24 protein-coding genes and 1 pseudogene are annotated in these 22,653 nt (G+C 64.5%); 17 read left to right on the forward strand and 8 right to left on the reverse strand.

Features of this window, described 5'->3' with window-relative positions:
• The first annotated feature begins 16 nt into the window (after positions 1-16).
• Both E4K64_RS16390 and lpxB read left to right on the forward strand, forming a co-directional pair.
• Positions 17-874, forward strand: coding sequence for an LpxI family protein (locus tag E4K64_RS16390; protein WP_167772044.1), 858 nt, complete (start codon positions 17-19; stop codon positions 872-874).
• Positions 871-2,070 (forward strand): lipid-A-disaccharide synthase, encoded by a 1,200-nt coding sequence (gene lpxB, locus E4K64_RS16395; RefSeq protein ID WP_135164428.1) that lies wholly within the window; start codon positions 871-873, stop codon positions 2,068-2,070. Before E4K64_RS16390 ends, lpxB begins: the two co-directional genes overlap by 4 nt.
• 667 nt (positions 2,071-2,737) lie before the next feature.
• Here the strand turns inward: lpxB and E4K64_RS16400 are convergent.
• The 8 genes from E4K64_RS16400 to gltX form a co-directional block, all read right to left on the reverse strand.
• Positions 2,738-3,505 (reverse strand): SDR family NAD(P)-dependent oxidoreductase, encoded by a 768-nt coding sequence (locus E4K64_RS16400; protein WP_135164429.1) that lies wholly within the window; start codon positions 3,503-3,505, stop codon positions 2,738-2,740.
• Positions 3,502-4,611, reverse strand: coding sequence for an ABC transporter ATP-binding protein (locus E4K64_RS16405; protein WP_135164430.1), 1,110 nt, complete (start codon positions 4,609-4,611; stop codon positions 3,502-3,504). The genes E4K64_RS16400 and E4K64_RS16405 overlap by 4 nt, the downstream gene beginning before the upstream one ends.
• 10 nt (positions 4,612-4,621) lie before the next feature.
• Positions 4,622-5,479, reverse strand: a complete 858-nt coding sequence (locus E4K64_RS16410; RefSeq protein ID WP_167767710.1) for a carbohydrate ABC transporter permease — start codon at positions 5,477-5,479, stop codon at positions 4,622-4,624.
• The gene (locus tag E4K64_RS16415; RefSeq protein ID WP_167772046.1) at positions 5,472-6,395 is read right to left on the reverse strand and encodes a carbohydrate ABC transporter permease; all 924 of its coding nucleotides are present in this window, start codon (positions 6,393-6,395) and stop codon (positions 5,472-5,474) included. Before E4K64_RS16415 ends, E4K64_RS16410 begins: the two co-directional genes overlap by 8 nt.
• Complete coding sequence (locus tag E4K64_RS16420; RefSeq protein ID WP_135164432.1) at positions 6,392-7,678, reverse strand: ABC transporter substrate-binding protein; 1,287 nt, start codon at positions 7,676-7,678, stop codon at positions 6,392-6,394. Before E4K64_RS16420 ends, E4K64_RS16415 begins: the two co-directional genes overlap by 4 nt.
• A gap of 59 nt (positions 7,679-7,737) precedes the next feature.
• On the reverse strand, positions 7,738-8,916 hold the full coding sequence (locus E4K64_RS16425; protein WP_209311965.1) for an ROK family transcriptional regulator: 1,179 nt from the start codon (positions 8,914-8,916) through the stop codon (positions 7,738-7,740).
• 308 nt (positions 8,917-9,224) lie between these two features.
• Positions 9,225-10,529, reverse strand: a complete 1,305-nt coding sequence (gene gltA / locus E4K64_RS16430) for a citrate synthase (protein ID WP_126257390.1) — start codon at positions 10,527-10,529, stop codon at positions 9,225-9,227.
• Between the two features lie 146 nt (positions 10,530-10,675).
• The gene (gltX, locus tag E4K64_RS16435) at positions 10,676-12,100 is read right to left on the reverse strand and encodes a glutamate--tRNA ligase (RefSeq protein WP_135164434.1); all 1,425 of its coding nucleotides are present in this window, start codon (positions 12,098-12,100) and stop codon (positions 10,676-10,678) included.
• A gap of 154 nt (positions 12,101-12,254) precedes the next feature.
• Between gltX and E4K64_RS16440 the strand changes: the two genes are divergently transcribed.
• The 15 genes and pseudogenes from E4K64_RS16440 (at position 12,255) to E4K64_RS16510 (ending at position 22,536) form a co-directional block, all read left to right on the forward strand.
• Positions 12,255-13,931, forward strand: a complete 1,677-nt coding sequence (locus E4K64_RS16440; protein WP_135164435.1) for a glutamine--tRNA ligase/YqeY domain fusion protein — start codon at positions 12,255-12,257, stop codon at positions 13,929-13,931.
• A 7-nt stretch (positions 13,932-13,938) separates the two neighbouring features.
• The gene (locus E4K64_RS16445; RefSeq protein ID WP_135164436.1) at positions 13,939-14,325 is read left to right on the forward strand and encodes a nuclear transport factor 2 family protein; all 387 of its coding nucleotides are present in this window, start codon (positions 13,939-13,941) and stop codon (positions 14,323-14,325) included.
• Between the two features lie 149 nt (positions 14,326-14,474).
• On the forward strand, positions 14,475-14,711 hold the full coding sequence (locus E4K64_RS16450) for a DUF2171 domain-containing protein (protein ID WP_209311967.1): 237 nt from the start codon (positions 14,475-14,477) through the stop codon (positions 14,709-14,711).
• A 95-nt stretch (positions 14,712-14,806) separates the two neighbouring features.
• Positions 14,807-15,730: pseudogene (locus E4K64_RS16455) on the forward strand (ComEC/Rec2 family competence protein); the annotation flags it as partial.
• Positions 15,731-15,880: 150 nt separating this feature from the next.
• Positions 15,881-17,113 carry a tyrosine-type recombinase/integrase gene (locus E4K64_RS16460; protein ID WP_135164437.1) on the forward strand — a complete coding sequence of 411 codons (1,233 nt, stop codon included), beginning with the start codon at positions 15,881-15,883 and terminating at the stop codon, positions 17,111-17,113.
• A gap of 23 nt (positions 17,114-17,136) precedes the next feature.
• The gene (locus E4K64_RS16465; protein WP_135164438.1) at positions 17,137-17,418 is read left to right on the forward strand and encodes a hypothetical protein; all 282 of its coding nucleotides are present in this window, start codon (positions 17,137-17,139) and stop codon (positions 17,416-17,418) included.
• A gap of 78 nt (positions 17,419-17,496) precedes the next feature.
• Complete coding sequence (locus E4K64_RS16470) at positions 17,497-17,706, forward strand: helix-turn-helix transcriptional regulator (RefSeq protein ID WP_235884683.1); 210 nt, start codon at positions 17,497-17,499, stop codon at positions 17,704-17,706.
• A 2-nt stretch (positions 17,707-17,708) separates the two neighbouring features.
• On the forward strand, positions 17,709-17,987 hold the full coding sequence (locus tag E4K64_RS16475) for a PC4/YdbC family ssDNA-binding protein (RefSeq protein WP_135164440.1): 279 nt from the start codon (positions 17,709-17,711) through the stop codon (positions 17,985-17,987).
• Positions 17,984-18,430 (forward strand): hypothetical protein, encoded by a 447-nt coding sequence (locus E4K64_RS16480; protein ID WP_235884684.1) that lies wholly within the window; start codon positions 17,984-17,986, stop codon positions 18,428-18,430. The genes E4K64_RS16475 and E4K64_RS16480 overlap by 4 nt, the downstream gene beginning before the upstream one ends.
• A 23-nt stretch (positions 18,431-18,453) precedes the next feature.
• Positions 18,454-19,656 (forward strand): AAA family ATPase, encoded by a 1,203-nt coding sequence (locus E4K64_RS16485; protein WP_167772047.1) that lies wholly within the window; start codon positions 18,454-18,456, stop codon positions 19,654-19,656.
• 671 nt (positions 19,657-20,327) lie between these two features.
• Positions 20,328-20,888, forward strand: coding sequence for a hypothetical protein (locus E4K64_RS16490; RefSeq protein WP_135164442.1), 561 nt, complete (start codon positions 20,328-20,330; stop codon positions 20,886-20,888).
• Positions 20,889-20,899: 11 nt separating this feature from the next.
• On the forward strand, positions 20,900-21,637 hold the full coding sequence (locus E4K64_RS16495) for a hypothetical protein (protein ID WP_135164443.1): 738 nt from the start codon (positions 20,900-20,902) through the stop codon (positions 21,635-21,637).
• The gene (locus E4K64_RS16500) at positions 21,634-22,110 is read left to right on the forward strand and encodes a hypothetical protein (protein WP_135164444.1); all 477 of its coding nucleotides are present in this window, start codon (positions 21,634-21,636) and stop codon (positions 22,108-22,110) included. The genes E4K64_RS16495 and E4K64_RS16500 overlap by 4 nt, the downstream gene beginning before the upstream one ends.
• A 2-nt stretch (positions 22,111-22,112) precedes the next feature.
• A complete protein-coding gene (locus tag E4K64_RS16505; protein WP_135164445.1) occupies positions 22,113-22,304 on the forward strand; it encodes a hypothetical protein in 192 nt (63 codons plus the stop codon).
• Between the two features lie 10 nt (positions 22,305-22,314).
• Positions 22,315-22,536, forward strand: a complete 222-nt coding sequence (locus E4K64_RS16510) for a hypothetical protein (protein WP_135164446.1) — start codon at positions 22,315-22,317, stop codon at positions 22,534-22,536.
• The last annotated feature ends 117 nt before the right edge of the window (positions 22,537-22,653 follow it).

Below are 22,653 nucleotides of genomic sequence, written 5' to 3' on the forward strand. Positions count from 1 at the left end.
TGGGATGGCCCCGGGCATGACATCGGCGGCTTCGCAGGGTTCATCGCCGGTCGGCATCGTCGCCGGCGGTGGCGCCATGCCGTTCGCGGTCGCCGACTCGCTGGCCGCCCGCGGCATCACGCCGGTGCTGTTTCCGCTTCGGGGCGCCTGCGATCCGGCGCGGGTGGAGAAATTCCGTCACCGCTGGATATCGGTCGGCCAGCTCGGCCGTGCGATGCGGCTGTTTCGCGAGGAAGGTTGCCGCGACCTGATCTTCATCGGCACCCTGGTGCGCCCCTCGCTCACGGAGATCCGGTTCGACGTCAAGACGCTGCGCCTGCTCGGGAACGTCATCCGCGCTTTTCGCGGCGGCGACGATCATCTCCTGTCCGGCGTCGGCCGCCTCCTCGAGCAGGACGGCTTTCGCATGGTCGGCATCAAGGACGTCGCCCCCGATCTCCTGATGCCCGAGGGCTGCATCAGCCGTGCCTGGCCGAACGACAACAGCAAGGCCGACATCGAGCGGGGCCGTGCGGTGCTGGCCGCGCTCGGTCCGTTCGACATCGGCCAGGCGGCGGTGGTGATCGACGGCCATGTGGTGGCGGTCGAGGACATCGAGGGCACCGACGCGCTGCTCGCGCGCGTGGCGCGGCTGCGCGAGGAGGGACGCATTCGCGCGGCCGCCGGCCGCGGCGTGCTGGTGAAGGCGCCGAAGAGCGGCCAGGACCTGCGCTTCGACCTGCCGACGATCGGCCCGCGCACGCTCGAAGGTGTGGCCGTCGCAGGGCTCGCCGGCATCGCCGTCATCGCGGGCAATACCATCGCGGCCGAGCCGCAGGCGATGATCGCGCTGGCCGACGCCAAATATCTCTTCGTCATCGGCCTGCCGGCGTGATGCAGTCGCGCGAACCCAAACGCAGGATCTGCCTGATCGCCACCGAGGAATCCGGCGACCGGCTCGGCAGCGCCTTGATGAAGGTGCTGCGCCAGCGCCTCCGCGACGGCGTCGAATTCGTCGGCGTCGGCGGCCGCACCATGGCGCGCGAGGGGCTCGAATCGCTGTTTCCGATCGAGGAGCTGTCGATCGTCGGCTTCGCCGCGGTGGTGCAGCAATTGCCGAAGATCCTGCGGTTGATCCGCAACACCGCGGATGCCGTGCTTGAAGCCGCGCCGGACGCGCTCGTCATCATCGACAGCCCCGATTTCACCCATCGCGTCGCCCGCCGCGTGCGCGCGAAGAATTCCGCGATTCCGATCGTCGACTACGTCTCGCCGCAGCTCTGGGCGTGGCGGCCGGGACGGGCGCGGACCATGCTCGGCTATGTCGACCATGTGCTCGGCCTGTTGCCGTTCGAGCCGGAGGAATACCGCAAGCTCGGCGGCCCGCCATGCAGCTATGTCGGCCATCCCCTGGTCGAGCAATTGTCCTCGCTGCGGCCGAACGCGGAGGAGCAGGCCCGCCGCAACACTGAGCCGCCGGTGCTGCTGGTGCTGCCCGGCAGCCGCCGCAGCGAGGTCAGGCACCATCTCGGCGTGTTCGGCGCAACGATCGGCCGCTTGCAGGCGGAAGGCCGCGCCTTCGAGCTGATGCTGCCGACCATGCCGCATCTGGAAGCCACCATCCGCGAGGGCATCGCGAGCTGGCCGGTCAAGCCGAACATCGTGTTCGGCGAGAACGAGAAGCGCGCCGCGTTCCGCATCGCGCATGCGGCGCTGGCCAAGTCCGGCACGGTGACGCTGGAGCTCGCGCTATCGGGCATTCCGATGGTGACGGCCTATCGTGTCGGCGCGATCGAGGCCTTCATCCTGCGCCGCGCGATCCGCGTCCCCTCGGTGATCCTTGCCAATCTCGTGATCGGCAGGGAAGTGATTCCGGAATATTTGCAGGAGGAGTGCACGCCGGAGAAGCTGGCGCCCGCGCTTCACGACGTGCTGACGGATTCCCCGCTGCGGCGGCAGCAGGTCGAGGCCTTTGCCCAGCTCGACCGGATCATGTCGACCGGCAACAAGTCACCGAGCGTGCTCGCAGCTGATATCGTGCTGGCGACGATACGCAAGGGCAGGGGAACGGGCTCGGGTGTTTCCTCATAAGCGTCGGCTTGCAGCGGCCCAGCGGAAGTCACTTGGCTTTGGCGCAATTGGCGGCTTATGACCCATTGCGGACTGCGAACTGAGGACCAGCGTCGCAAGCTCGCGGATGGACACTTGGCTCAAGGTTGTGCCATGTTTGTTGAGCAACCACAGAAATCAGGTCGCTCAATGAATCGCTTGCCGTACATTCTAACCACTGCTCTGCAAGTTCTGCTTGGTGTCAGTCTAGCTGGGTTCTTGATGGGGAAAGGCGCCGAAGGCGCCGTGAATCGCTTGCCGTATATTCTAACCACTGCTCTGCAAGTTCTGCTTGGCGTCAGTCTAGCTGGGTACCTAATGGGGAAAGGCGCTGGGGACATTCTCTATACAGGTCTACTTGCTTTGTTTTTTTCGTTACTTTTTTCGACCGTGCTGTTGCGTCGGAGAGGGCTGTCACTCAGCGCAACCTCGGACGAGTATCGTCGTCGGGTGAGGTCGCTTCGCGACGAGGTCACACGAGTTTGATCCTGGCAGATCTTGTAGGTGGGCAAAGCGAAGCATGCCCACCAAATGTCTCAGTCGAGGAGAGAGACGGTGGGCACGCTTCGCTTTGCCCACCCTACGACACTTGCTCGGTTGCAGAGAGATGGTGGGCACGGCACTTTGTGCCTTTGCCCACCCTACAAGATTACGCAAGGCCGGCATCGACCCGAAAACATTGGCCGGTGATGCGCTGGCTTTCATCGGAGGCGAGGAACAGCGCCATGTTGGCGATGTCTTCGGGCGTGACCGCATCCGGAACGGCCTGGCGCGAGCGCATCGCGGCGATGACCTGCTCGTCCGGATACCACAGCCGGCGCTGCCGCTCGGTGACGACCATGCCGGGCGCGATCGCGTTGACGCGGATGCGGTCGGGGCCGACCGACCGGGCCAGCGAGTTGGTGAAGCCGACGATCGCGGCCTTGGCCCCGGCATAGACCGGGAGCGCAGGCGCACCGCGCATCCAGGCGATCGACGACATGTTGATGATCGAGCCGCCGCCGCGTTCCTGCATTTGCGGCACCACCGCTTGCGCGGCAAAGAAGACGTGCTTGAAGTTGACGCCGATCATCCAGTCGAACTCGGCGGGCGTCACCTCGGCCAGCACCTGGCGCTGGTCGTTGGCGGCGTTGTTGACGAGCACCGCTGCGTCGCCGAGCGATCGCCGAACCTCCGCCATGGCGGCGCGCAAGGCGTCGACGTCCAGGAGATCGCAGGGCAGGAACAGCGGCGCGGTGCCGCATGCGGCCGCGACCTCGGCGGCCAGCGCCGCGCCGGCTGCCGCATCGATATCGAGGAACGCGACGCGGGCGCGCTGAGCGGCGAAGGCGCGCACGAAGGCGGCGCCGATGCCGCTGGCGCCGCCGGTGATCAGCACCACGCGGTCCGCGAGACCGGCATAGCTCGTCTTGGTCATACGATCAGTCGCTCCGTCTTGGGGTCGAACAGGCAAATGCGGCGCGTGTCGAGCGCGAAAGAGGCGGACGCGCCGGGCACAGGCCGGATATCGGGCGAGATGCGCGCCATCGCCGGCTCGCCCCCGAGCCGCAGCGACACCATCGTCTCGGCGCCGGTCGGCTCGACCATGTCCACCGGCGCGTCGACGAGGACGGGCGCATCGTTCGAAAACGCGCGGCTGCCCTCGGCGATGCATTCCGGCCTGATGCCGAACACCACGTCGCGTCCGACAAAGGACGCTGCGCCGTCATAGCCTCTCAGGCGCAGGCGGATCTCGTCCGGCCGGCCCGCGCCGATCACGACCACCAGCCCGTCATTTTCGCTCTCGAGCCGTGCCGGCAGCGTGTTCATCGGAGGCGAGCCCATGAAGCGCGCGACGAACAGATTGGCGGGATAGCGGTACACCGTATCGGGGTCGGCGAATTGCTGCACGCAGCCCTGATGCATCACGGCGATCCGCGTCGCCATCGTCATGGCCTCGATCTGGTCGTGGGTGACATAGACGATGGTGGCGCCGATGCGCTGGTGCAGGCGCTTGATCTCCATCCGCATCTCGACGCGCAGCTTTGCGTCGAGATTGGAGAGCGGCTCGTCGAACAGGAAGAGCAGGGGATCCCGGACCAGCGCACGCCCCATCGCGACGCGCTGACGCTGGCCGCCGGAGAGTTGCGACGGCTTGCGGCCGAGCAGCGTCTCGATCTGAAGCAGCTTTGCGACATTCGCGACCGCGGCGTCCTGCTCGGCCCTGGGCACGTGACGGCATTCCATGCCGAAGGTGATGTTCTGCCGCACCGTCATCGACGGGTAGAGCGCGTAGGACTGGAACACCATGGCGATGTCGCGGTCCTTGGGCGGGACGTCGTTGACGACGCGTCCGCCGATCTCGATCGTCCCCGCGCTCGGGCGGTCGAGCCCGGCGACGATGTTGAGCAGCGTGGACTTGCCGCAGCCGGACGGTCCGACCAGCACGGTGAATTCGCCGCTCTCGATATCGAGCGCGATGTCCTTCAGCACCTCCAGATTGGCGTAGCGCTTGGACAGGGCGCGAATGCTCAGTGCTGCCATGACAACTCCATCATTTCACGGCCCCGGCAGTCAGGCCGCGGACGAAGTACTTGCCGCCCAGAAGGTAGATCAACAGCGTCGGCAGCGCGGCGATGATCACCGCCGCGCTCTGCACGCCATGCTGCGGGATATCGGCGACCGCGGCGGAGAGCGCGATCAGAGCCGCCGTGACGGGCTGCTGCTGGCCGGTCGTGAAGGTCACGCCATAGAGGAACTCGTTCCAGATATGCGTGAACTGCCAGATCACCGTGACGATCAGGATCGGCCCGGAGAGCGGCAGGATGATGCGCCAGAAGATGCGGAAGAAACCGGCGCCGTCGATCCGCGCCGCCCTGATCAATTCATGGGGAATGGCGACATAGTAGTTGCGGCAGAACAGCGTGGTGAAAGAGAGCCCCTGGATGGTGTGGATCAGCACGAGGCCGGCCAGCGTGTTGATCAGACCGAGGTCCCGCAGCACGATGGTCCAGGGAAGAAGGCGCATCTGCTGGGGCAGGAAAAGGCCGAGGGTCACGATGCCGTAGATCCAGTTGTCGCCGCGAAAGCGCCAGAGCGACACTGCGTAGCCGGCGATGGCGCCGAGCAAGGTCGAGAAGATCGTCGCGGGAATCGTCACCAGCGCGGAGTTCAGCATATACGGCCGGATGCCGGCGCAGGTCTCGGCCACGCAGAAGCCGCTCCAGGCGGCGGCGTAGTTGCTCCAGGCCAGATGTTGCGGCCAGCCGATCATCGACCCCTGCGCGATCTCCTCGTTGGTCCGCAGCGAGTTCAGAACGACGACCGCCAGCGGCGCCAGCCAGGCCGCGGCGATCAGTGCAACGACGAGATAGATCCAGATCCGGCTCGGGGCGAAGCTGCGATCACGCATGGAGGGCTCGCCGTCGCTGGACGTACCGCCACGCCGCATAGGGCACGAGCACCGCGAGAAGGATGAGCAGCATCAGCACGGCCGCCGCCGCGCCGCGACCGAGCAGGCTGCGCTGGAACATCAGGTCGTAAACGACGAGAGCGGGCAGCTGGGTCGCAATTCCCGGCCCACCATTGGTCAGGGCGCGGACGAGGTCGAACGTCGAAATCGCGAACTGCAGCTGGATCACGACGACGGTGATGGTGATCGGCCAAAGCGAGGGCAGAATGATGCGCCGGTAGATCCGGACCGGTCCGGCGCCGTCGATCTGCGCGGCCTTGATGATGTCGGCATCGACGGAGCGCAGGCCGGCAAGAAACAGAGCCATGGCAAAGCCCGAGGACTGCCAGATCGCAGCGATGACGATGGTCCAGATCGCCATGTCGCGGTCGATCAGCCAGTCGAACTTGAAGGAGGTCCAGCCAAGATCGTGGACCAGCTTCTGAATGCCGAGGCCAGGATTGAGCAGCCAGCTCCAGACCGTGCCGGTGACCACGAACGACACTGCGAGGGGATAGAGGAAGATCGATCGCAGCACGTTCTCGCCGCGAATACGCTGATCGAGCAGGATCGCAAGAACGAGGCCGGTCGCCGCGCTCAACACGACGAATGCGCTGCCGAACAGCAGCAGATTGTCGAAGGCGATTTGCCAGTTCCGCGATGCCAGGACGGCCGTGTAGTTGCGCAAGCCCACCCAGCCCGAGACTGGCACCAGCGTGGACGGCGTAAACGAGATCCAGATCGTCCACAGCGAGAATGACACGAGGTGCGCTGCGGACAGCAGCAGCGGCACCCAGATCATCAGATATTCGGGCAGCCGGCGCACCCATTCAGGAAGCGCCGGCCGGCCCGGTCTTATCGCGGCGGCATTGCTCAACGTGCGCCCTCGACGGCCTCGGCGAGGCGGGTGGCCGCCTGCTCCGGCTTGATCGTCTTGTTCTTCACGTATTCCGTGATCACGTCGATCATGGCTGCGGTCATGCCGTTTTCCTGCGCCATGTTGTGCGCCATGCTGAGCACCGCCTGGTTGCTGCCGATCGCCTCCTTCAGAGCCTTTGCGGTCGTTCGTTGACCCTCCGACCAGCCTTCGCCGGACAGGTCGACATCGGTGCGTACGGGGATCGATCCCGTGATCTGCGAATACATCGTCTGGATCGCCGGATCCATCACGAGCTGGGCCATCAGCGTCTGGCCGGCCTGCAGGTCAGCCTCCTTGCGCTGCCAGAAGATGAAGGCGTCGGCATTCAGCAGGAAGACCGGCTTGCCGTTGTCGCTGGGACCTGGCGCAATCATGAAGTCCTCGAGCTTGAAACCGGCATTGCGCAACACGCCCTGGGCCCAGCCGCCCATGATCATCATGCCCATGTCGCCGTCGATGAAGCGCTTCAGATTGGTCGAGAAGTGCTGGGCGCCGACGTTGGGGTCCATCCAATCGGCGATCTTGCGCACCTGCGCGAACGCAGCCTTGATCTCGGGACCCTCCAGAGCCTTCTTCTCGAGATTCATGATGGCGGCGCGGTATGCGAGGGGACTGATGCCGGCGAGAGCGGCCTCGAATTTCTGCCCGTCATCCGGGCGGGTCCCGCCGTTGGCGATGGGAGAGGCGACGCCGCCGGCTTTCATCTTTTCAGCAAGGTCGTTGAAGTCCGCCCAGGTGACCGGGACCTTGTCGGCCTTGGCCTTGTCCATGGCACGCTTGGACAGGAACAGCATGTTGGTGCTGTAGATCTGAAGCGGCAGTGCGATCCATTTGCCGCCCGGCTTGTGCAATTTCGCAAGGTCCGGCGCGACGACCTTCTCGTAACCGGCGGCAGCGACGACGGCGTCGAGATCGACGGTCGGGGCTATCTTCGACCAGGCCGCAATCTCGGGCCCCTTGAGCTGCGAGCAGGCGGGCGGATCGCCGGCCATGATCTGAGCGCGCAACTTGTTCATCATTTCCGTGGTGAAGCCGGGGACCGGCGAATGCTGCCAAACGCCTCCCTTCTCCTCGAACTTCTTGCCGAGCGCCGTGATGGCCGCGCCATCGCTGCCCGCGGACCATTGCGAGATCGCGGTCAGGCGCGGCTTGACCGCCCCTTGCGCGCGGGCAAAGGCCGGTAGTGCGAGCGTAGCGACGGAGCCAGCGAGCAGACGACGCCTTGTTGTGGTGATCGGCATGGCAGTTCCTCCCGGTGTGAAAGTTTCGGCGCGTGTGGGGCGTGCAGGTTCAGCGCATGTCAGGCCGCCTCCGTCGAGCTGGCGGGCATGCCGCCACGGCTGGCGAGACAAAAGGCGGCGAAGGCGAGCGCGGCCTGCGGATCGTTGCCGGTCGACGGCGGCACGAAGGCGATCGACACCTGCGCCAGTTTACGTCCGCCGAGCAGGCAGGCATCGATCCCTTCGACCACGGCATTGCGGTCGTCTGCGGCGAGAAGCGACGGCCAGCCGCTGATCGCAACGCCGCCGCACGGTTTCACGTTCAGCGTGTTGCCGATGGCAAGGCCGAGCCGGAACAGCCGCCGGCGCAGCTCCTGTCGCACGCGCGATGAGATCGGAATCGTGTTCACCCATTCGTTACCGAGCTGAAGCAGCTCGGCTTCGGCAACGCCGAGAAGCTCGGCCAGGGCCGGAATCGACGCATAGGCCTCGACGCAGCCATGATGTCCGCAGCGGCAGCGCGGGCCCTCAGGCTCGAACACCATGTGGCCGAGCTCGATCGCTTGCAGCGCATCGGCCTTCGCCGGATCATCCATCCAGGCGCCGGCAACGCCGTGGCTGACGAGCACGAACAGATGCGTGTCGCTGAACGGATAATTCTCCGTGCGGCAGCGGTGAAAGGTGGCGTGGGCGACCACCGAATTGGTGATCTCGAGCGGCACGCCGGGAAACATCTCGTCGAACATCCCGCCGACGCGCCCGACATCGCAGGGAATGATCGGGTTGGCCGATATGCTGAGACGGCCGAGGCCTGGAATGGAGACGCCGATCTGGGAGAGGGTGATCCGGCGCCGCCGCGTCCAGTCGCGCAGCAATGTCATGGCTTCGCGAAACGCCTGGCCGACGGTCTCGGCGGTCGGCATCTTCGGCAGCTCCACCCGCTCGGTGTAGTGCAGTTCGCCCGACAGGCCGCCGACGCCGACGCTGAGATGCTGAGCGGTCAGCTCGAAGGCTGCGAGGGCGACCGAGCCATCGAGCGACACGAGGCCGGTCGGGCCGCCGACGTAGGGAGCAGGGCGCCGCACTTCCTCGATCAGGCCTTCGGCCTTCAGGTCGAACAGGATGCGCGACAGGCTCGCTTCGGACAGGCGCACGGCCTTGGCCAGAGGCGGACGGAACGAGCCGCCCGACTGAAGCAGATGGGTCAAAATGGCAGCGCGCGTCTGCCGCCGACTTCTCGGCTGCTCCGGCATTTCCATCCCTGTCGTCATTCTTACTTAGTGTAAGAATGCGCGCCGAGCAGTTCGACTGTCAAGGCGCTTGCCGCCATGGACATGGACTTGTTGTTGTGCGCGGCAGCAAGATGGGAGCGGCACGTTCGTAGGGTGGGCAAAGCGCAGCGTGCCCACGATTTCGTACCCGTCGCGGACCAATGGTGGGCACGCTTCCGCCTTCGCTCTTCGAGCTACGGCGGACAAGTCGCGTTGCCCACCCTACGGCACCTGCACAAACAAAAACGGCGCCATCTTGCGATGGCGCCGTTTCGGTAGCCGTATTGGCTCAGGACTTACTTGCGATCCTTCATCGCGACGTAGTCGCGCTTGGTGACGCCGGTGTAGAGCTGGCGGGGACGACCGATCTTCTGCTGCGGGTCCTCGATCATCTCGCTCCACTGGCTGATCCAGCCGACGGTGCGGGCGACCGCGAACAGCACGGTGAACATCGAGACCGGGAAGCCCATCGCCTTCAGCGTGATGCCCGAATAGAAGTCGACGTTCGGGTAGAGCTTGCGGTCGATGAAGTACTGGTCGCTGAGCGCGATCTTCTCGAGCTCCATCGCCACCTTCAGCATCGGATCGTCGCCATGGCCGGTCTCCTTGAGCACGGCGTGACACATCTTCTGCATGAGCTTGGCGCGCGGATCGTAGTTCTTGTAGACGCGGTGACCGAATCCCATCAGGCGGACTTCGGAGTTCTTGTCCTTCACCTTGGCGATGAATTCGGGAATCTTGTCCACGGTGCCGATCTCGGCGAGCATCGCGAGCGCGGCTTCGTTGGCGCCGCCATGCGCCGGGCCCCAGAGGCAGGCGATGCCGGCGGCGATGCAGGCGAACGGATTGGCGCCCGACGAGCCGGCGATGCGTACCGTCGAGGTCGAGGCGTTCTGCTCGTGGTCGGCGTGCAGGATGAAGATCTTGTCCAGCGCGTCGGCGAGCACCGGGTTGATCTTGTACTCCTCGCACGGCACGGCGAAGCACATGTGCAGGAAGTTCTCGGCGAACTTCAGCGAGTTCTTCGGGTACACGAAGGGCTGGCCGATCGTGTACTTGTAGGCCATCGCCGCCAGGGTCGGGATCTTCGCAATCATGCGCATGGATGCGATCATGCGCTGCTTCGGATCGTTGATGTCGGTGCTGTCGTGATAGAACGCGGCGAGCGCCCCGACTGCGGCGACCATGATCGCCATCGGATGAGCATCGCGGCGGAAGCCCTGGAAGAAGCGGGCCATCTGCTCGTGCACCATCGTGTGATGGATCACGCGGTCGTCGAAATCCTTCTTCTGCGCGGCGGTCGGCAGGTTCCCGTAGAGCAGGAGATAGCAGGTCTCGAGGAAGTCGCCGTTCTCGGCGAGCTGCTCGATCGGGTAGCCGCGGTATTCCAGCACGCCCGCGTCGCCGTCGATATAGGTGATCTTGGACTGGCAGCTCGCGGTGGAGGTGAAGCCCGGATCGTAGGTGAACAGGCCGGACTGGCCGTAAAGCTTGCCGATATCGATGACGTCAGGCCCGACGCTGCCGCTGTGGATCGGGAGATCGTAATTCTTGTTTCCGACCGTCAGCGTAGCGGTCTTTGGGCTTGGTTTTGCGTCCATCAGAGGTCCCCGATGTATGGTGAAACGGGCCGGAGCCGGAGGCCCCGAGGCAGATCCTGGGGGCAGGCCGGATGTTCCAGAAGGTACGGGGCAGATGGGTATATTATTGCTATGTGCGCTGCAAGATCGCCGCACGCATGGTCGACTTACGTCGTAGCCTGATCCTTGAGCCGGCCAAGGCTTTCCTGGCGTCCCAGGACGTCCAAAACCTCAAATATACCAGGCGAGGTGGTCCGTCCGGTCAGCGCCGCCCGCAGGGGCTGGGCGACCGCGCCGAGCTTGAGACTATTTTCCTCGGCAAAGGCGCGCAGCGCGGCTTCGGTGGCGGCGCCGCTCCACGTCTCGACTTTCTCCAGCGCGGAATGAAGCTGGCCGATCAGCCTGCGGTTTTCCGGTGTGAGCAGGGCCTGCGCCTTCGGATCGAGCTCCAGCGGCCGGTCGGCGAAGAGGAAATAGGCGCCGTCGATCAGCTCGATCAATGTCTTGGCGCGCTCCTTCAGGGCCGGCATCGCCTTGGCGAGTTGCGCGCGCGTGGTGTCGTTCAACTTGGCCTTGAGCTCGCCCCGTCCCGGCACGTGGTCGAGCACGTCCTCGAACATCTTCACGAGTGATTGATCGTCGGCGTGGCGGATGTAGTGGCCGTTGAGGTTTTCCAGCTTGGCGAAATCGAAGCGTGCGGCGGCGCGGCCGACACTGGCGAGGTCGAAGGCCGCGATCATCTCCTCGGTCGAGAAGATCTCCTGGTCGCCATGGCTCCAGCCAAGCCGGACGAGGTAATTGCGCAGCGCCGCCGGCAGGTATCCCATGGCGCGGTAGGCATCGACCCCGAGCGCGCCGTGGCGCTTGGACAGCTTCGAGCCGTCCGGGCCGTGGATCAGGGGAATGTGGGACATGCTCGGCAGCGTCCAGCCCATCGCATCGTAGATCTGCTTCTGGCGGGCGGCGTTGATCAGATGGTCGTCGCCGCGGATCACGTGGGTGACGCCCATGTCGTGGTCGTCGACCACCACGGCGAGCATGTAGGTCGGGTTGCCATCGCCGCGCAGCAGGACGAGGTCGTCGAGGTTCTCGTTCTGCCAGACCACACGGCCCTGAACCTGATCCTCGATCACGGTCTCGCCGGTCTGCGGCGCGCGCAGGCGGATGGTCGGCTTGACGTCGCCAGGGGCGGTCGCGGGATCGCGGTCGCGCCACATGCCGTCATAGAGGCGGGTGCGCCCTTCGGCGCGCGCCTTCTCGCGCATGGCGGCGAGCTCCTCGGCACTGGCGTAACAGCGATAGGCCTTGCCGTCGGCGAGCAGCTGCTCGGCGACCTCGCGGTGACGCGCGGCGCGGGCGAACTGGTAGATGACCTCGCCGTCCCAGCCGAGCTCGAGCCATTTGAGACCGTCGAGGATGGCGCCGATCGCGGCCTCGGTGGAGCGCTCGCGGTCGGTGTCCTCGATCCGCAGCAGCATCTTGCCGCCGTGCTTCTTCGCATAGAGCCAATTGAACAGCGCCGTGCGGGCGCCCCCGATATGGAGGAAGCCGGTCGGAGAGGGGGCGAAGCGGGTGACGACGGAATCGGTCATTCTTGGCAGGGCCTATGCATTGGAAGCGGTGGTGTATAGCAGGACCGGCGCATAACTAAAGCCCGACGGCGGACCTGCCGGGCCTGCTTAAGCTCTTGGCTCAGCCTCCCGAATTTGGCAGAAGGACCGCTGATTTCCCGACAGGATTTTCGTAATGACAGAACCGGTGGCAGCTGAGGTTGGGCGCGATTTCATTCGTGACATCATCCAGGCCGACCTCGACCAGGGCAAGTACAGGGAGATCGTGACCCGGTTCCCGCCGGAGCCGAACGGCTACCTGCATATCGGCCACGCCAAGTCGATCGCACTCAATTTTGGCATCGCCCAGGAGTTTCCGGGCCGCTGCCATTTGCGCTTCGACGACACCAATCCGGTCAAGGAAGAGCAGGAATACATCGATTCCATCCAGGCCGACGTGCGGTGGCTCGGCTTCGACTGGGGCAAGAACCTGTTCTTCGCCTCGGACTATTTCGACCGCCTGTACGAATGGGCCGAGCAGCTGATCCGCGACGGGCTCGCCTATGTCGACGACCAGACCCAGGACGAGATCCGCGCCTCCCGCGGCACGCTGACCGAGCCGGGCAAGAACTCCCCGTTTCGCGACCGCAGCGTGGAGGAGAACCTCGACCTGTTCCGTCGCATGAAGGCCGGCGAATTCCCGAACGGCGCGCGCGTGCTGCGGGCCAGGATCGACATGGCCGCAGGCAACATCAACCTGCGCGATCCCGTGCTGTACCGCATCCTGCACGCGCACCATCCGCGCACCGGCACGAAGTGGAGCATCTATCCGAGCTACGATTATGCGCACGGCCAGTCGGACGCGATCGAAGGCATCACGCACTCGATCTGCACGCTGGAGTTCGAAGACCACCGGCCGCTCTACGACTGGTTCATCGAGAAGCTGCCGGTGCCGTCCAAGCCGCATCAGTACGAGTTTGCGCGCCTGAACCTCACCTACACGCTGCTGTCCAAGCGCGTGCTGACCCAGCTCGTCCGCGACGGCCATGTCGCGGGTTGGGACGATCCGCGCATGCCGACCATGGCGGGGATGCGCCGCCGCGGCGTGCCGCCGGCCGCCTTGCGCGAATTTGTCAAGCGCATCGGCGTTGCCAAGGCCAACAGCGTCGTCGATGTCGGCATGCTGGAGTTCTGCATTCGCGAGGAGCTGAACCGCACCGCGCAGCGCCGCATGGCGGTCTTGAAGCCGCTCAAGGTCGTGATCGAGAACTATCCGGAAGGGCAGACCGAGGAGCTCGAGGCGATCAATCACCCGGATGATCCCTCGGCAGGCACGCGGAAAATCACATTCGGCCGCGAGCTCTATATCGAGCAGGACGACTTCATGGAGAACCCGCCGAAGAAGTTCTTCCGCCTGTCGCCGGGCAACGAGGTGCGGCTGCGCTACGCCTATTTCGTCAAATGCACCGGCGTGATCAAGAACGACAAGGGCGAGGTCGTGGAGCTGCGCTGCACCTATGACCCCGCGACCAGAGGCGGCAACGCGCCCGACGGCCGCAAGGTCAAGGCGACCATGCACTGGCTGCCGGCCGCGACGTCGAAGCCTGCGGAAATCCGCATCTACAACCAGCTGTTCGCCAATCCGAGCCCGGACGCCTCGAACTTCGCGCCCGATCTCAATCCGAACTCGCTCGAGATCCTGTCCGATGCACGGATCGAGGCAGCGGTGGCCGAGAGCAATTCGACCGAGCCGATGCAGTTCGAGCGCCAGGGCTATTTCGTGCGCGACAAGGACTCGACGCCGGGCAAGCCGGTGTTCTCGCGCACCATCGGCCTGCGCGATACCTTCGCGAAGGAAGTCGCGAAGGGTTGAGGCACGCATGAGCACGGAGGCCGACGACATCGTTTCCGCCATCATCGCGAAATGGTGCGCCGGCTTCGCGACGCTCGACGCGGCCGCGCTCTCGTCGCTCTATTCGAAGAACGCGTTCTTCTTCGGCTCCAACCCGAAGCTCTACCGGGGTCGGGATGGCGTTACCGACTATTTCAACGGCCTGCCGCGCTGGCGCCAGCCGAGCGCCGTGTTCTCCGACGTGACCACAACGCAGGCCGGCCCGGACCTGATCAACATGGCCGCGACCATCTCGTTCGATCTCGCCGGCGAGCGCGACGATCTCATCGTCAAGATGAGCTGGGTCATCATCCGCGAGGACGGCGAGTGGAAGATCGTCAACCACCACGCCTCGTCGCAGGCGCCGCTGATCTGATTGGCGCAATCTTCGTAGTTTTGTCATTCCGGGATGGCCCGACGGGCCAGGCCCGGAATCCATAACCCCAGCTCGTGGTTATGGATTCCGGGCTCGCGCCAAGTGGCGCCCCCCGGAATGACAGCAGGATAAGAACCCGAGTTCTCTCGCTGCGTTGGCGTGGGTCCAACAAGGAACCCGCCATCGGCGCCGACGGCGTCCATGTCGGCACGGTCGACAAGGTCGAAGGCAACCGCATCAAGCTGACCAAGAAGGACAGCGGTGAGGGCAGCCACAAGGGCCATCATCATTTCATCGACAAGGGCCTCGTTGCCGACGTCGAGGGCAACAAGGTGCGGCTGTCCGCCAAGGCGTCGGTGGCCGTGACGATGGAAGAGGAAAAGTAGGGGCGCCTTCTCGCGTTCCTGATCTGTACCGCTATTCGCCCGCCTGCACGTTCCGGTAGCCTTGGCGCCTATCGCGTCGCGTAAGGTGCAGGGGAATGGCGGAGCCGGGCCGGCCAGTACGGTCCCAGGGTATTGCCGGGACGTGGCCGGTCGGCCGCGCCGCGCCCGCTGGCGGCTTTGCGCCGGCGGGTTTTGGCATCTGGCCGGCGATCGTCGAAACGCTCCGCGGATGGGCCCGCGCCGAGGCCGGTCCCGGGCGCCTGCTGCCGTGGGTGCCGGTCGCCTTTGGCGGCGGCATCGCACTCTATTTCGCCGCCGATCATGAACCGGTGCTGTGGGTTGTCGCGACGACGGCGGCCGCGCTGCTGCTCGGCGCGATCCTGCTGCGGCGGAGCCGGCTGTTCGCGCCGGCGATCATGATTGCGGCGGTCGCTTCCGGCTTTGCCGGGGCGACCTGGAAGACGGCACGCATCGCCCATACCGTGCTGGCCAAGCCGCTCTATTCGGTGTCGCTGTCGGGCTTCGTCGAGACGCGCGATATCCGGGAGCGCACCGACCGCTTCGTGCTGCGCGTCACCGCGATGGAGGCGCAGCGCAGCGACGTCAGGCTCGATCGCGTCCGCCTGTCGGTGCGCAAGGGCACTGCGCCCGAGGTCGGCAGCTTCGTTCAATTGAAAGCGCGGCTGATGCCGCCGCTCTCGCCGGTGCGCCCGGGAAGCTACGACTTCTCGCGCGACATGTTCTTTCAGGGCATCGGCGCCTCCGGCTTCGTGATGGGCGCGATCACGACGTCAGTGCCGCCGGACGCCGGCGGCCTGCGGCTGCGCTACGCCGCCTTCATGCAAGGTCTGCGTGACGCGATCGACGCCCGCATCCGTGCAACGCTCGAGGGCGACAACCGTGCGATCGCGACCGCGCTGCTCACCGGGCGGCGCGATGCGATCTCCGCGCCCGTCAACGACGCGATGTTCATCTCGGGGCTCGGACACGTTCTCTCGATCTCCGGCTATCAGATAGCGTCAGCAGTCAGAAGCATTCACTAGGCTTCAAAATCCACAGTTTTCAATGGCTTACGGCCAGAAGCACGTGGCGGCTTGGTTCACCTAACGTCACTATTGGTCATCGGTTTGCGTCCCCCGTGCTTCCCAAAAAAGGATGGACTGCTTCCCATGCTCAAGATTTCCGACGATCGCATCCGCTTCACCGATGCCTATGTGCGGCGGCTCAGTCTGCCGGCGGGAAAGGCCGACCATATCGCCTGGGATCCGGACCTGCCGGGCTTTGGCGTTCGGCTGCGGCCCGGGAAGGCATCCTACGTGGTCCAGTACCGCGTGGGGATCGACCAGCGGCGCAAGAGCCTCGGCGATATCCGGAAAGTCACTCTTGAGGATGCACGCGGCATCGCTCGGAAAAAGTTCGCCCAGGTCGAGCTCGGCATTGATCCAGACGCTGAGGAGGCCAGCCGCCGTGCAGAGCAGGCCGCGGACGCGCTCACCTTTGAAAAGGCTGCGGAACAGTACCTCGCTGCACAGGAAGCACGGCTGGCGGCTGGGTCACTGCGGCGGAACACGTTTATTGCCGAGGAGCGATATCTGCGCCGGCACTGCGGGCCTCTCCAGAAGAAGCCCGTTGCCAAGGTGACCTTCGAGGACGTCGCCAAATTGATCCGCGACCTAATCCGTGACCACGGACCGACCTCGGCAGCTCGAGCCCGAGGCGCCATATCGACGTTCTATGCGTGGTGCATGCGCCAGGGCCTCGGCGTAAAGGCCAACCCGACAATCGGAACTGACAATCCGGTTTATGGGCAGGCCCCGCGCGATCGTGTGCTGACCGACGACGAAATTCGCAGCATCTGGAGGCACTGCCTCGACGACGATTTCGGACGGATCGTTCGGCTATTGCTGCTGACGGCGTGTCGCCGTGATGAAATCGGTTCGCTGCGGTGGTCTGAAATCGACCGGAGCACCGGTAAGCTGCTGCTGCCGAAGGAGCGGACAAAAAGCAAGCGGCCGCACGAGCTGAAGGTGCCGGCAACTGCGATGGCGATCATCGACAAGATTCACCGGCGCAACAGTTGCGACATGCTATTTGGCGGTGGCGCTTCAGGCTTTTGCGCTTGGTCGTATTGCATGATGGCTCTCAATACGCGCATCGCCGTTGCTGAGGCGAAAGCGTTGGCGCCATGGCGATTGCACGATCTTCGCCGGACCGTTCGCACTCGAATGGGAAAGCTTGGTGTTCTGCCGCACATCGCCGAGCTAGTGCTGAATCATTCGGGCCACAAGTCCGGCATCGGTGGGGTTTACGATCACCACGATTACGGCCCCGAGATCGCGGACGCCCTGCAGAAATGGGAGGCGCACCTGCTGGCGATTTTGGACGGCGAGAACGTCATCTAGCTCCGCCAAGTCGAGTGAATGAGATGGGCAGGCCTCCTTCCAAGTTCGTATCTGATCCGCGGCACGCGGGGGAAAAGAGCCGCAAACGGGAAGACTACTTCACGCGCGCCGAGCTCGTTGCTTTGGAGCAGTCGTGGCTCCTCGGCAACCCGCAGGCGGGGAAGGAGGCCTTCTACCGCTGGTACGCCGAGACCTACTTCGGGATCGCACCGGAGAAGATCGGACGAGCCGAGATGGAACGTGTCCGTCAGTTGTTTCGCGACGCCAAGGTTCGCGCGCGCGATGAAGGGTGGTTGAAAGATTGAGGGCGGAGTTATTTTACGGTTACAGCCTTGCCCGCGCTGAATACTCCTTTGGCATCTTAGATGCTCAGGGAGCGTTTCGTGACCGACGACCTCGCATTATCCGACATTCGGATGCTCTCCTTCGATGAGTGGTGCCGCCTCAATGGTTTCAGTCGCAGCACAGGGCAACGCCTGTTGCGTGATGGCAAGGGCCCCCAATTTGTAAGGATCTCGACTCGCCGCATTGGCGTGACGATCGGCGAAAATCGTCGCTGGCTTGCATCTCGCATGACTGAGACGGCGGCCTGACCATGGGAGCACGCAAGACGGAGCTCGCCGAGCGGGTCGTCGTCGACCAGTTTTGGGCCAACCGCCGCCACGACGCGATCATCACCGAGCTGTCGACCTACCAGGGCCACAACCTGATCAATGTGCGCAAGCACGCGATGAGCAGGGAAGGGAAGCTCGTCCCCACGGCAAAGGGCGTCGCAATCAAGGTGACGCGGCTGCCGGACCTCGTGAAGGCCATCAACAAGGCGCTGGCAAAGGCCCAGGAGCTTGGCCTGCTCGACGGGGGCGATGAAGAATGAGCATTGTCGCCGCATTCGAAGAGTTCTGCCACGACTATGTTGGCTGGTGGCTCGATGGCATCTTGGAGAAAATCGACGCGGTCGACTGCGTTCAACGGCATGCAGGGCTGTGGGGTGTCGTCGACGAGATCGGCCAGGACGAGGTGCAGCGCCTGATGAGTGAGTACTTCGCGCCGCCGCCGGAAGTGCCTTCGGATTATGCGGCGCGACTGATTCGCGATTGGGAGATGGCCGACGAACGGGACCGCCATCGCTGGACTGGCGAGCTGCCTCCCGTGCAGCAGGTCGTCGTGGCTCAGAAGCTGCCTCACCGACCGGCGCAATCCACTGTCGACGCATTCCGCTATGTCATGAGAGTGGGCGATCCCGAGCGGCTGACGGCTTGGCTTCGCAATCATCCGGACGACGCCCCCGCGCTGCTCGAGATGTTGGAGGCCGCCTGATGTTGAGCCCTCCAAATCGGGCAATGGCCCTCCAGGTATTCAAAGACTTGGGTTACGAGCGCGAAATGTCACCGGCCGACGAGCCGCCTCCCGTCGATTCCTTTGACGCTTACAATGACGTCGCACCGGCAGCGCCAGCGCACGTGGGTGCAGCAGAGAATCTGCCTTGGCTTGATATGACGGGCTGGGATGGCAGGGCCATTCCCGAGCGCAAGTGGGCGATCAAGGATCGCGTGCCACTGCGGCAGGCCGGCCTGTTCAGTGGGGAGGGCGGCACCGGCAAGAGCATAATCGAGCTGATGAAGAACGTCGCCCACGTCACCGCGAAGGACTGGCTGGGGACGCTCCCGGAGCCCGGGCCCGCGTTCTATCTCGGCGCCGAGGACGACCAAGACGAAATCCACATCCGCCTCGCAGCGATCGCCCAGCATTACGGCGTGACCTTCAGGGATCTGACCGATGGCGGACTGCACGTGCTCCCGCTGCTCGGGCAAGACGCTACGTTGGTCGCGCCGACCAAAAGCGGAAAGGTGGAGCTGACCGCCCTTTACCGCCGTCTCTACGAGGCAGCTGGCGACATCAAGCCGAGAAACATCTCGATCGACACGCTCTCTCGAGCCTTCTCGGGCAACGAGATTGACCGGGTGCAGGTCTATGCCTTCGCGATGCACATGCAGGCCCTTGCCAAGGTCGCCGACGGGTCGGTGACCGTTCTCAGCCATCCGAGCCTTCAGGGTATCAATTCAGGATCTGGCCTGTCCGGCTCGACCGCCTGGCATGGCGCCTTCCGCTTCCGGCAGTACCTCAAGGGCGTCAAGGGCGAGGATGGAGAGCAGGCGGACAACGACCTCCGTGAGCTCGAATTCAAGAAGAACCAGTATGGGCCCCGCGGTGAGACGCTCGTGCTGCGCTACCAGCGCGGCCTGTTCCTGCCCGAGGGCGGCGCCTCCAGCCTCGACAAGCTCGCGCGGGAGGCCAAGACCGAAGAGACATTCCTCGACCTGCTCAGGCGCTTCGCCGGACAAGGTCGCAACGTGAGCGCGACACCAACGGCGCCGAACTATGCCCCGACAGCCTTCGCCGACGATCCCGACGCCAAAAGGCTCGGCTTCCGGAAGGCCGATTTCAAAGATGCTATGGCGCGTCTGTTCAGCGCCGGCAAGGTCCACATCGAGAACTATGGCCGCCCCTCTCGCCCTGCCTCCCGACTGGCGGTGAAGCAATGACAGGTATCGTGCAGCTAGCGTGTTGCTCGGGTGCAGCTACGTGCAGCTACCCGTGTAGCCCACTCCTCTGCCTAGCCATAGGCAAGCTGCACGCCTGCACGCGTGCTGCACGCTTGCCTCACGGCATAGGCAATTGCTCAAGGCGAAAAACACCTCGTTATCCGCAAGCATGCCGTAACGCGAAGAAGCATGCCGCGGACGCCGTCGATTGGAGGCCCGGGCTGCTGTATTACCCGCGGATCTGTTTCGTCGGGCGGAGGCAGCCTGGCCGAAGAAGTAACTGTTACCTCGGTTACGGTCGAGGCCGGCATGCGTTTCCCATGCGCTTCCCACGGCCGCGTGACACACCCCGATCAAGCGGTAAGGCACTGATCGTGCTGCCCAACAGCGATCGTGATCCGATCTGTCCCAATCATGTGGCGCCGTTCGGAAAGGGGTTTTCGCGCGCGCTCTCTCATGAACTTCAACACTCTTGGAAGCCGACGCGCGTGCACGCGAGCCAACCGATCGGCTGCCAGATAGCCAGGCGTTGGCTTGATGAAATCCAGGATCGAGGGGGTGGGGGGAAAATCCCACGCGCTATCCGATTTGTACCTGCCCGTTCTCTTTCGCGGCGGCCTCCAAAAATTTCGGCCGCCATCTTTCGCAAACATTGTTGAGCATCGTCTGACATGAGACCGCGCATCATCGCATCGCGCGAGCAGTTGCTACAGGTCGTCCGCGACCGGCGTGATGAGCTCGACCTGAGCCACGAGACGCTCGACGGCATCACGGGCCTGCAAGGGGGCTATGTGAGTAAGCTGCTCGCCGACCCACCGATGAGGGGCTTCGGTGAAATGTCGCTCCAAGCCCTTCTGGACGCTCTAGGCATGCGCATCGCCTTCGCGGTGATTGTGGAGGACCCCGAGCGGGCGGAACGCGTGCGGTCGCGCTGGCGACCTCGGAAGCGGCGCCCGGCGAAGAAGGCATCCGCGGCCAACCCGCCACCGGAAAATTTGTGGTGCGTTGCTAGCAATCCGCAAATCACGATGGTGTCGAACACAGTTCATCAGAGGCAAGTGATGGCAAACACGAAGATGATCGGCGCGCGGGTCAAGCCTGATCTTGAGGAGCAAGTGAAAGAAATCGCCGCGCGCGATCGGCGCACGGTCTCGGACTGGATCCGGTGCCGGCTGGAGGACGCTGTCGCCGCGGCGCGTCGGCAGGATCAGCACCAGAGCGAGGCAGCGTGAGGATTGTGAGCATGTTCCGCAAGAAATCCAGCGAAGCCGCCGTAGAGCATTCGCCGCCGCAAGTCGACGCATCGGTGCCGCGCGCGCCGGCGGTTCGGGAGAAGCTTGATTGCGCCCTTGGAGCGCTGGCCGAGCTCGAGGCGCAGGGGGCGGAATACGCGCTCCAGGCGGCCGAGCGAGAGCCTGGGGCAGCGGATAAGCTGGCTGGCCACCGCAGCAGGATCGAGGCCGCCAGAACGGCTGTTGCCGAGCTACGCGCGGCCTTGCAGCTGGCGCAACGCCAGGACAACGAGGCGGAGCTTGCTTACCAGGCGGCTGCCCGCGACCAGCAACTGCGCGATTTCGCGGCGACAGCCGAGGAGTGGACGCGGGTTGGCGTCGAGCTGGCCGAACATCTGGAAAAAGCGGCTGGCTTGCGCATCAGGCTCGGGACACTTTCGGAGGAGTTGCAGCGGCAACTTCCCATCGGCATCGTCCCGCATCCGGTCGACTTCAAGACCGTAGACATCCTGGTGGGCGGTGTCGCGAACCCGACCGCGATCGATGCTCTGCTCGCCGGCGAGATGTTCAAGCACGGCCAGCCGAATGCATTCCTGCCCGGCGCGCGGCCGCCGCACGCGCTACTGGCGCACGATAGGCCTTCCATCGAACCCGCGGCCACCGCGCTCCGCCGTGCCGGCGCGTACTTCGTCGGCCTCCTGCGTGACCGTTTTGACGCGCTCAAATCTCACACTTCGGAGGCCGCATGACCGATCAGACCCAGACGCCGGCGACCCCAGCCGAGGCGCGTGCGCAGATCGACGTTCTCTCGAGTAACGTTGAATTCGGCTCCAAGCTCTTGTCGGGCGACGTGGCAGCGACGCAGCAGTGGAACGACTTGCATGGCGTGCTGGGAAAAGGCGGGGATGAAATCGAGAACGCCATGAATGGCGTGATCCTCGGAGCCGACACGATCCCCGACGGCGACTCCAAGCGCCTCGCCGAGGGCGCGTCCTGGATGCGCAGTCTTGGCTTGTCCGATGGCGTGGTCCGCGAAGCGTTGGAGGGCGCCGGCGTCACCAAGGAAGAATACCGCATGGTTTCGGACTGGCGGACTCGACACATGAATGATCCGGCGTTCTCAAAGCGCTTTCTCGCTGGCGACGCGGAGGCGGTCCGGCTGATGACCACAGCAAACGTCGTGCTCTCAAACGGCATCAAGGGCGAACGGAAAGGCTTCTGAACATGTTCGAATATCAAATCGACGTCGTCGACCCGAAGAGCAACGAAGAGCGGCAAGTCACCGTATCGGTCACGCCTCTCGAGCGCGCGCGGGCGAAGCGCAGCAGCGACTGGATGCGCGCAATTCAGGATCTCGCGCGACCGCTGATCCCGGCCGGCTTCTTGCCGATCGGTAATCGCGTCCGCCTGCTTTAGGACACCGACCATGGCCGATCATTTCATCGCTGTTGCCCGCGGGCTCCAAGGCACCAAGCAGACCGACTTCACCACCGGCACATCGTCGAGCGCGGCATCAGGGATCGAGTTGCGAATTCTCGACGGCGCTGGCTGGACAAAGAAAGATGCTGTGCTCGCACTGAAGGCATTCGAGCGCTTCCTGGAGACCGCACCTTGGGTCGCGGCCGCCGGGGTCGACGTGAAATTGTGAGGCTCCAGGGGCTTGCGTGAGCCCTTTCATCAAGGCTTGGCGGTTCGCCTTGGGAGACTGAACCGCCACTTCGTTGCGTAACGCGTACAGCCCCGCAAGGACAAGGCTGCATCAGTG

This window comes from Bradyrhizobium frederickii (genome assembly GCF_004570865.1).
Classification (GTDB): Bacteria; Pseudomonadota; Alphaproteobacteria; order Rhizobiales; family Xanthobacteraceae; genus Bradyrhizobium; species Bradyrhizobium frederickii.

Excerpts from the sequence above, each read along its gene's own strand:
- E4K64_RS16390 (WP_167772044.1), top strand. The coding sequence starts at position 17 with ATGACATCGGCGGCTTCGCAGGGTTCATCGCCGGTCGGCATCGTCGCC.
- E4K64_RS16400 (WP_135164429.1), bottom strand. The coding sequence starts at position 3,505 with ATGACCAAGACGAGCTATGCCGGTCTCGCGGACCGCGTGGTGCTGATC.
- E4K64_RS16405 (WP_135164430.1), bottom strand. The coding sequence starts at position 4,611 with ATGGCAGCACTGAGCATTCGCGCCCTGTCCAAGCGCTACGCCAATCTG.
- E4K64_RS16410 (WP_167767710.1), bottom strand. The coding sequence starts at position 5,479 with ATGCGTGATCGCAGCTTCGCCCCGAGCCGGATCTGGATCTATCTCGTC.
- E4K64_RS16420 (WP_135164432.1), bottom strand. The coding sequence starts at position 7,678 with ATGCCGATCACCACAACAAGGCGTCGTCTGCTCGCTGGCTCCGTCGCT.
- E4K64_RS16425 (WP_209311965.1), bottom strand. The coding sequence starts at position 8,916 with ATGGAAATGCCGGAGCAGCCGAGAAGTCGGCGGCAGACGCGCGCTGCC.
- gltA (WP_126257390.1), bottom strand. The coding sequence starts at position 10,529 with ATGGACGCAAAACCAAGCCCAAAGACCGCTACGCTGACGGTCGGAAAC.
- gltX (WP_135164434.1), bottom strand. The coding sequence starts at position 12,100 with ATGACCGATTCCGTCGTCACCCGCTTCGCCCCCTCTCCGACCGGCTTC.
- E4K64_RS16440 (WP_135164435.1), top strand. The coding sequence starts at position 12,255 with ATGACAGAACCGGTGGCAGCTGAGGTTGGGCGCGATTTCATTCGTGAC.
- E4K64_RS16445 (WP_135164436.1), top strand. The coding sequence starts at position 13,939 with ATGAGCACGGAGGCCGACGACATCGTTTCCGCCATCATCGCGAAATGG.
- E4K64_RS16460 (WP_135164437.1), top strand. The coding sequence starts at position 15,881 with ATGCTCAAGATTTCCGACGATCGCATCCGCTTCACCGATGCCTATGTG.
- E4K64_RS16465 (WP_135164438.1), top strand. The coding sequence starts at position 17,137 with ATGGGCAGGCCTCCTTCCAAGTTCGTATCTGATCCGCGGCACGCGGGG.
- E4K64_RS16475 (WP_135164440.1), top strand. The coding sequence starts at position 17,709 with ATGGGAGCACGCAAGACGGAGCTCGCCGAGCGGGTCGTCGTCGACCAG.
- E4K64_RS16480 (WP_235884684.1), top strand. The coding sequence starts at position 17,984 with ATGAGCATTGTCGCCGCATTCGAAGAGTTCTGCCACGACTATGTTGGC.
- E4K64_RS16485 (WP_167772047.1), top strand. The coding sequence starts at position 18,454 with ATGGCCCTCCAGGTATTCAAAGACTTGGGTTACGAGCGCGAAATGTCA.
- E4K64_RS16490 (WP_135164442.1), top strand. The coding sequence starts at position 20,328 with ATGAGACCGCGCATCATCGCATCGCGCGAGCAGTTGCTACAGGTCGTC.
- E4K64_RS16495 (WP_135164443.1), top strand. The coding sequence starts at position 20,900 with ATGTTCCGCAAGAAATCCAGCGAAGCCGCCGTAGAGCATTCGCCGCCG.
- E4K64_RS16500 (WP_135164444.1), top strand. The coding sequence starts at position 21,634 with ATGACCGATCAGACCCAGACGCCGGCGACCCCAGCCGAGGCGCGTGCG.
- E4K64_RS16505 (WP_135164445.1), top strand. The coding sequence starts at position 22,113 with ATGTTCGAATATCAAATCGACGTCGTCGACCCGAAGAGCAACGAAGAG.
- E4K64_RS16510 (WP_135164446.1), top strand. The coding sequence starts at position 22,315 with ATGGCCGATCATTTCATCGCTGTTGCCCGCGGGCTCCAAGGCACCAAG.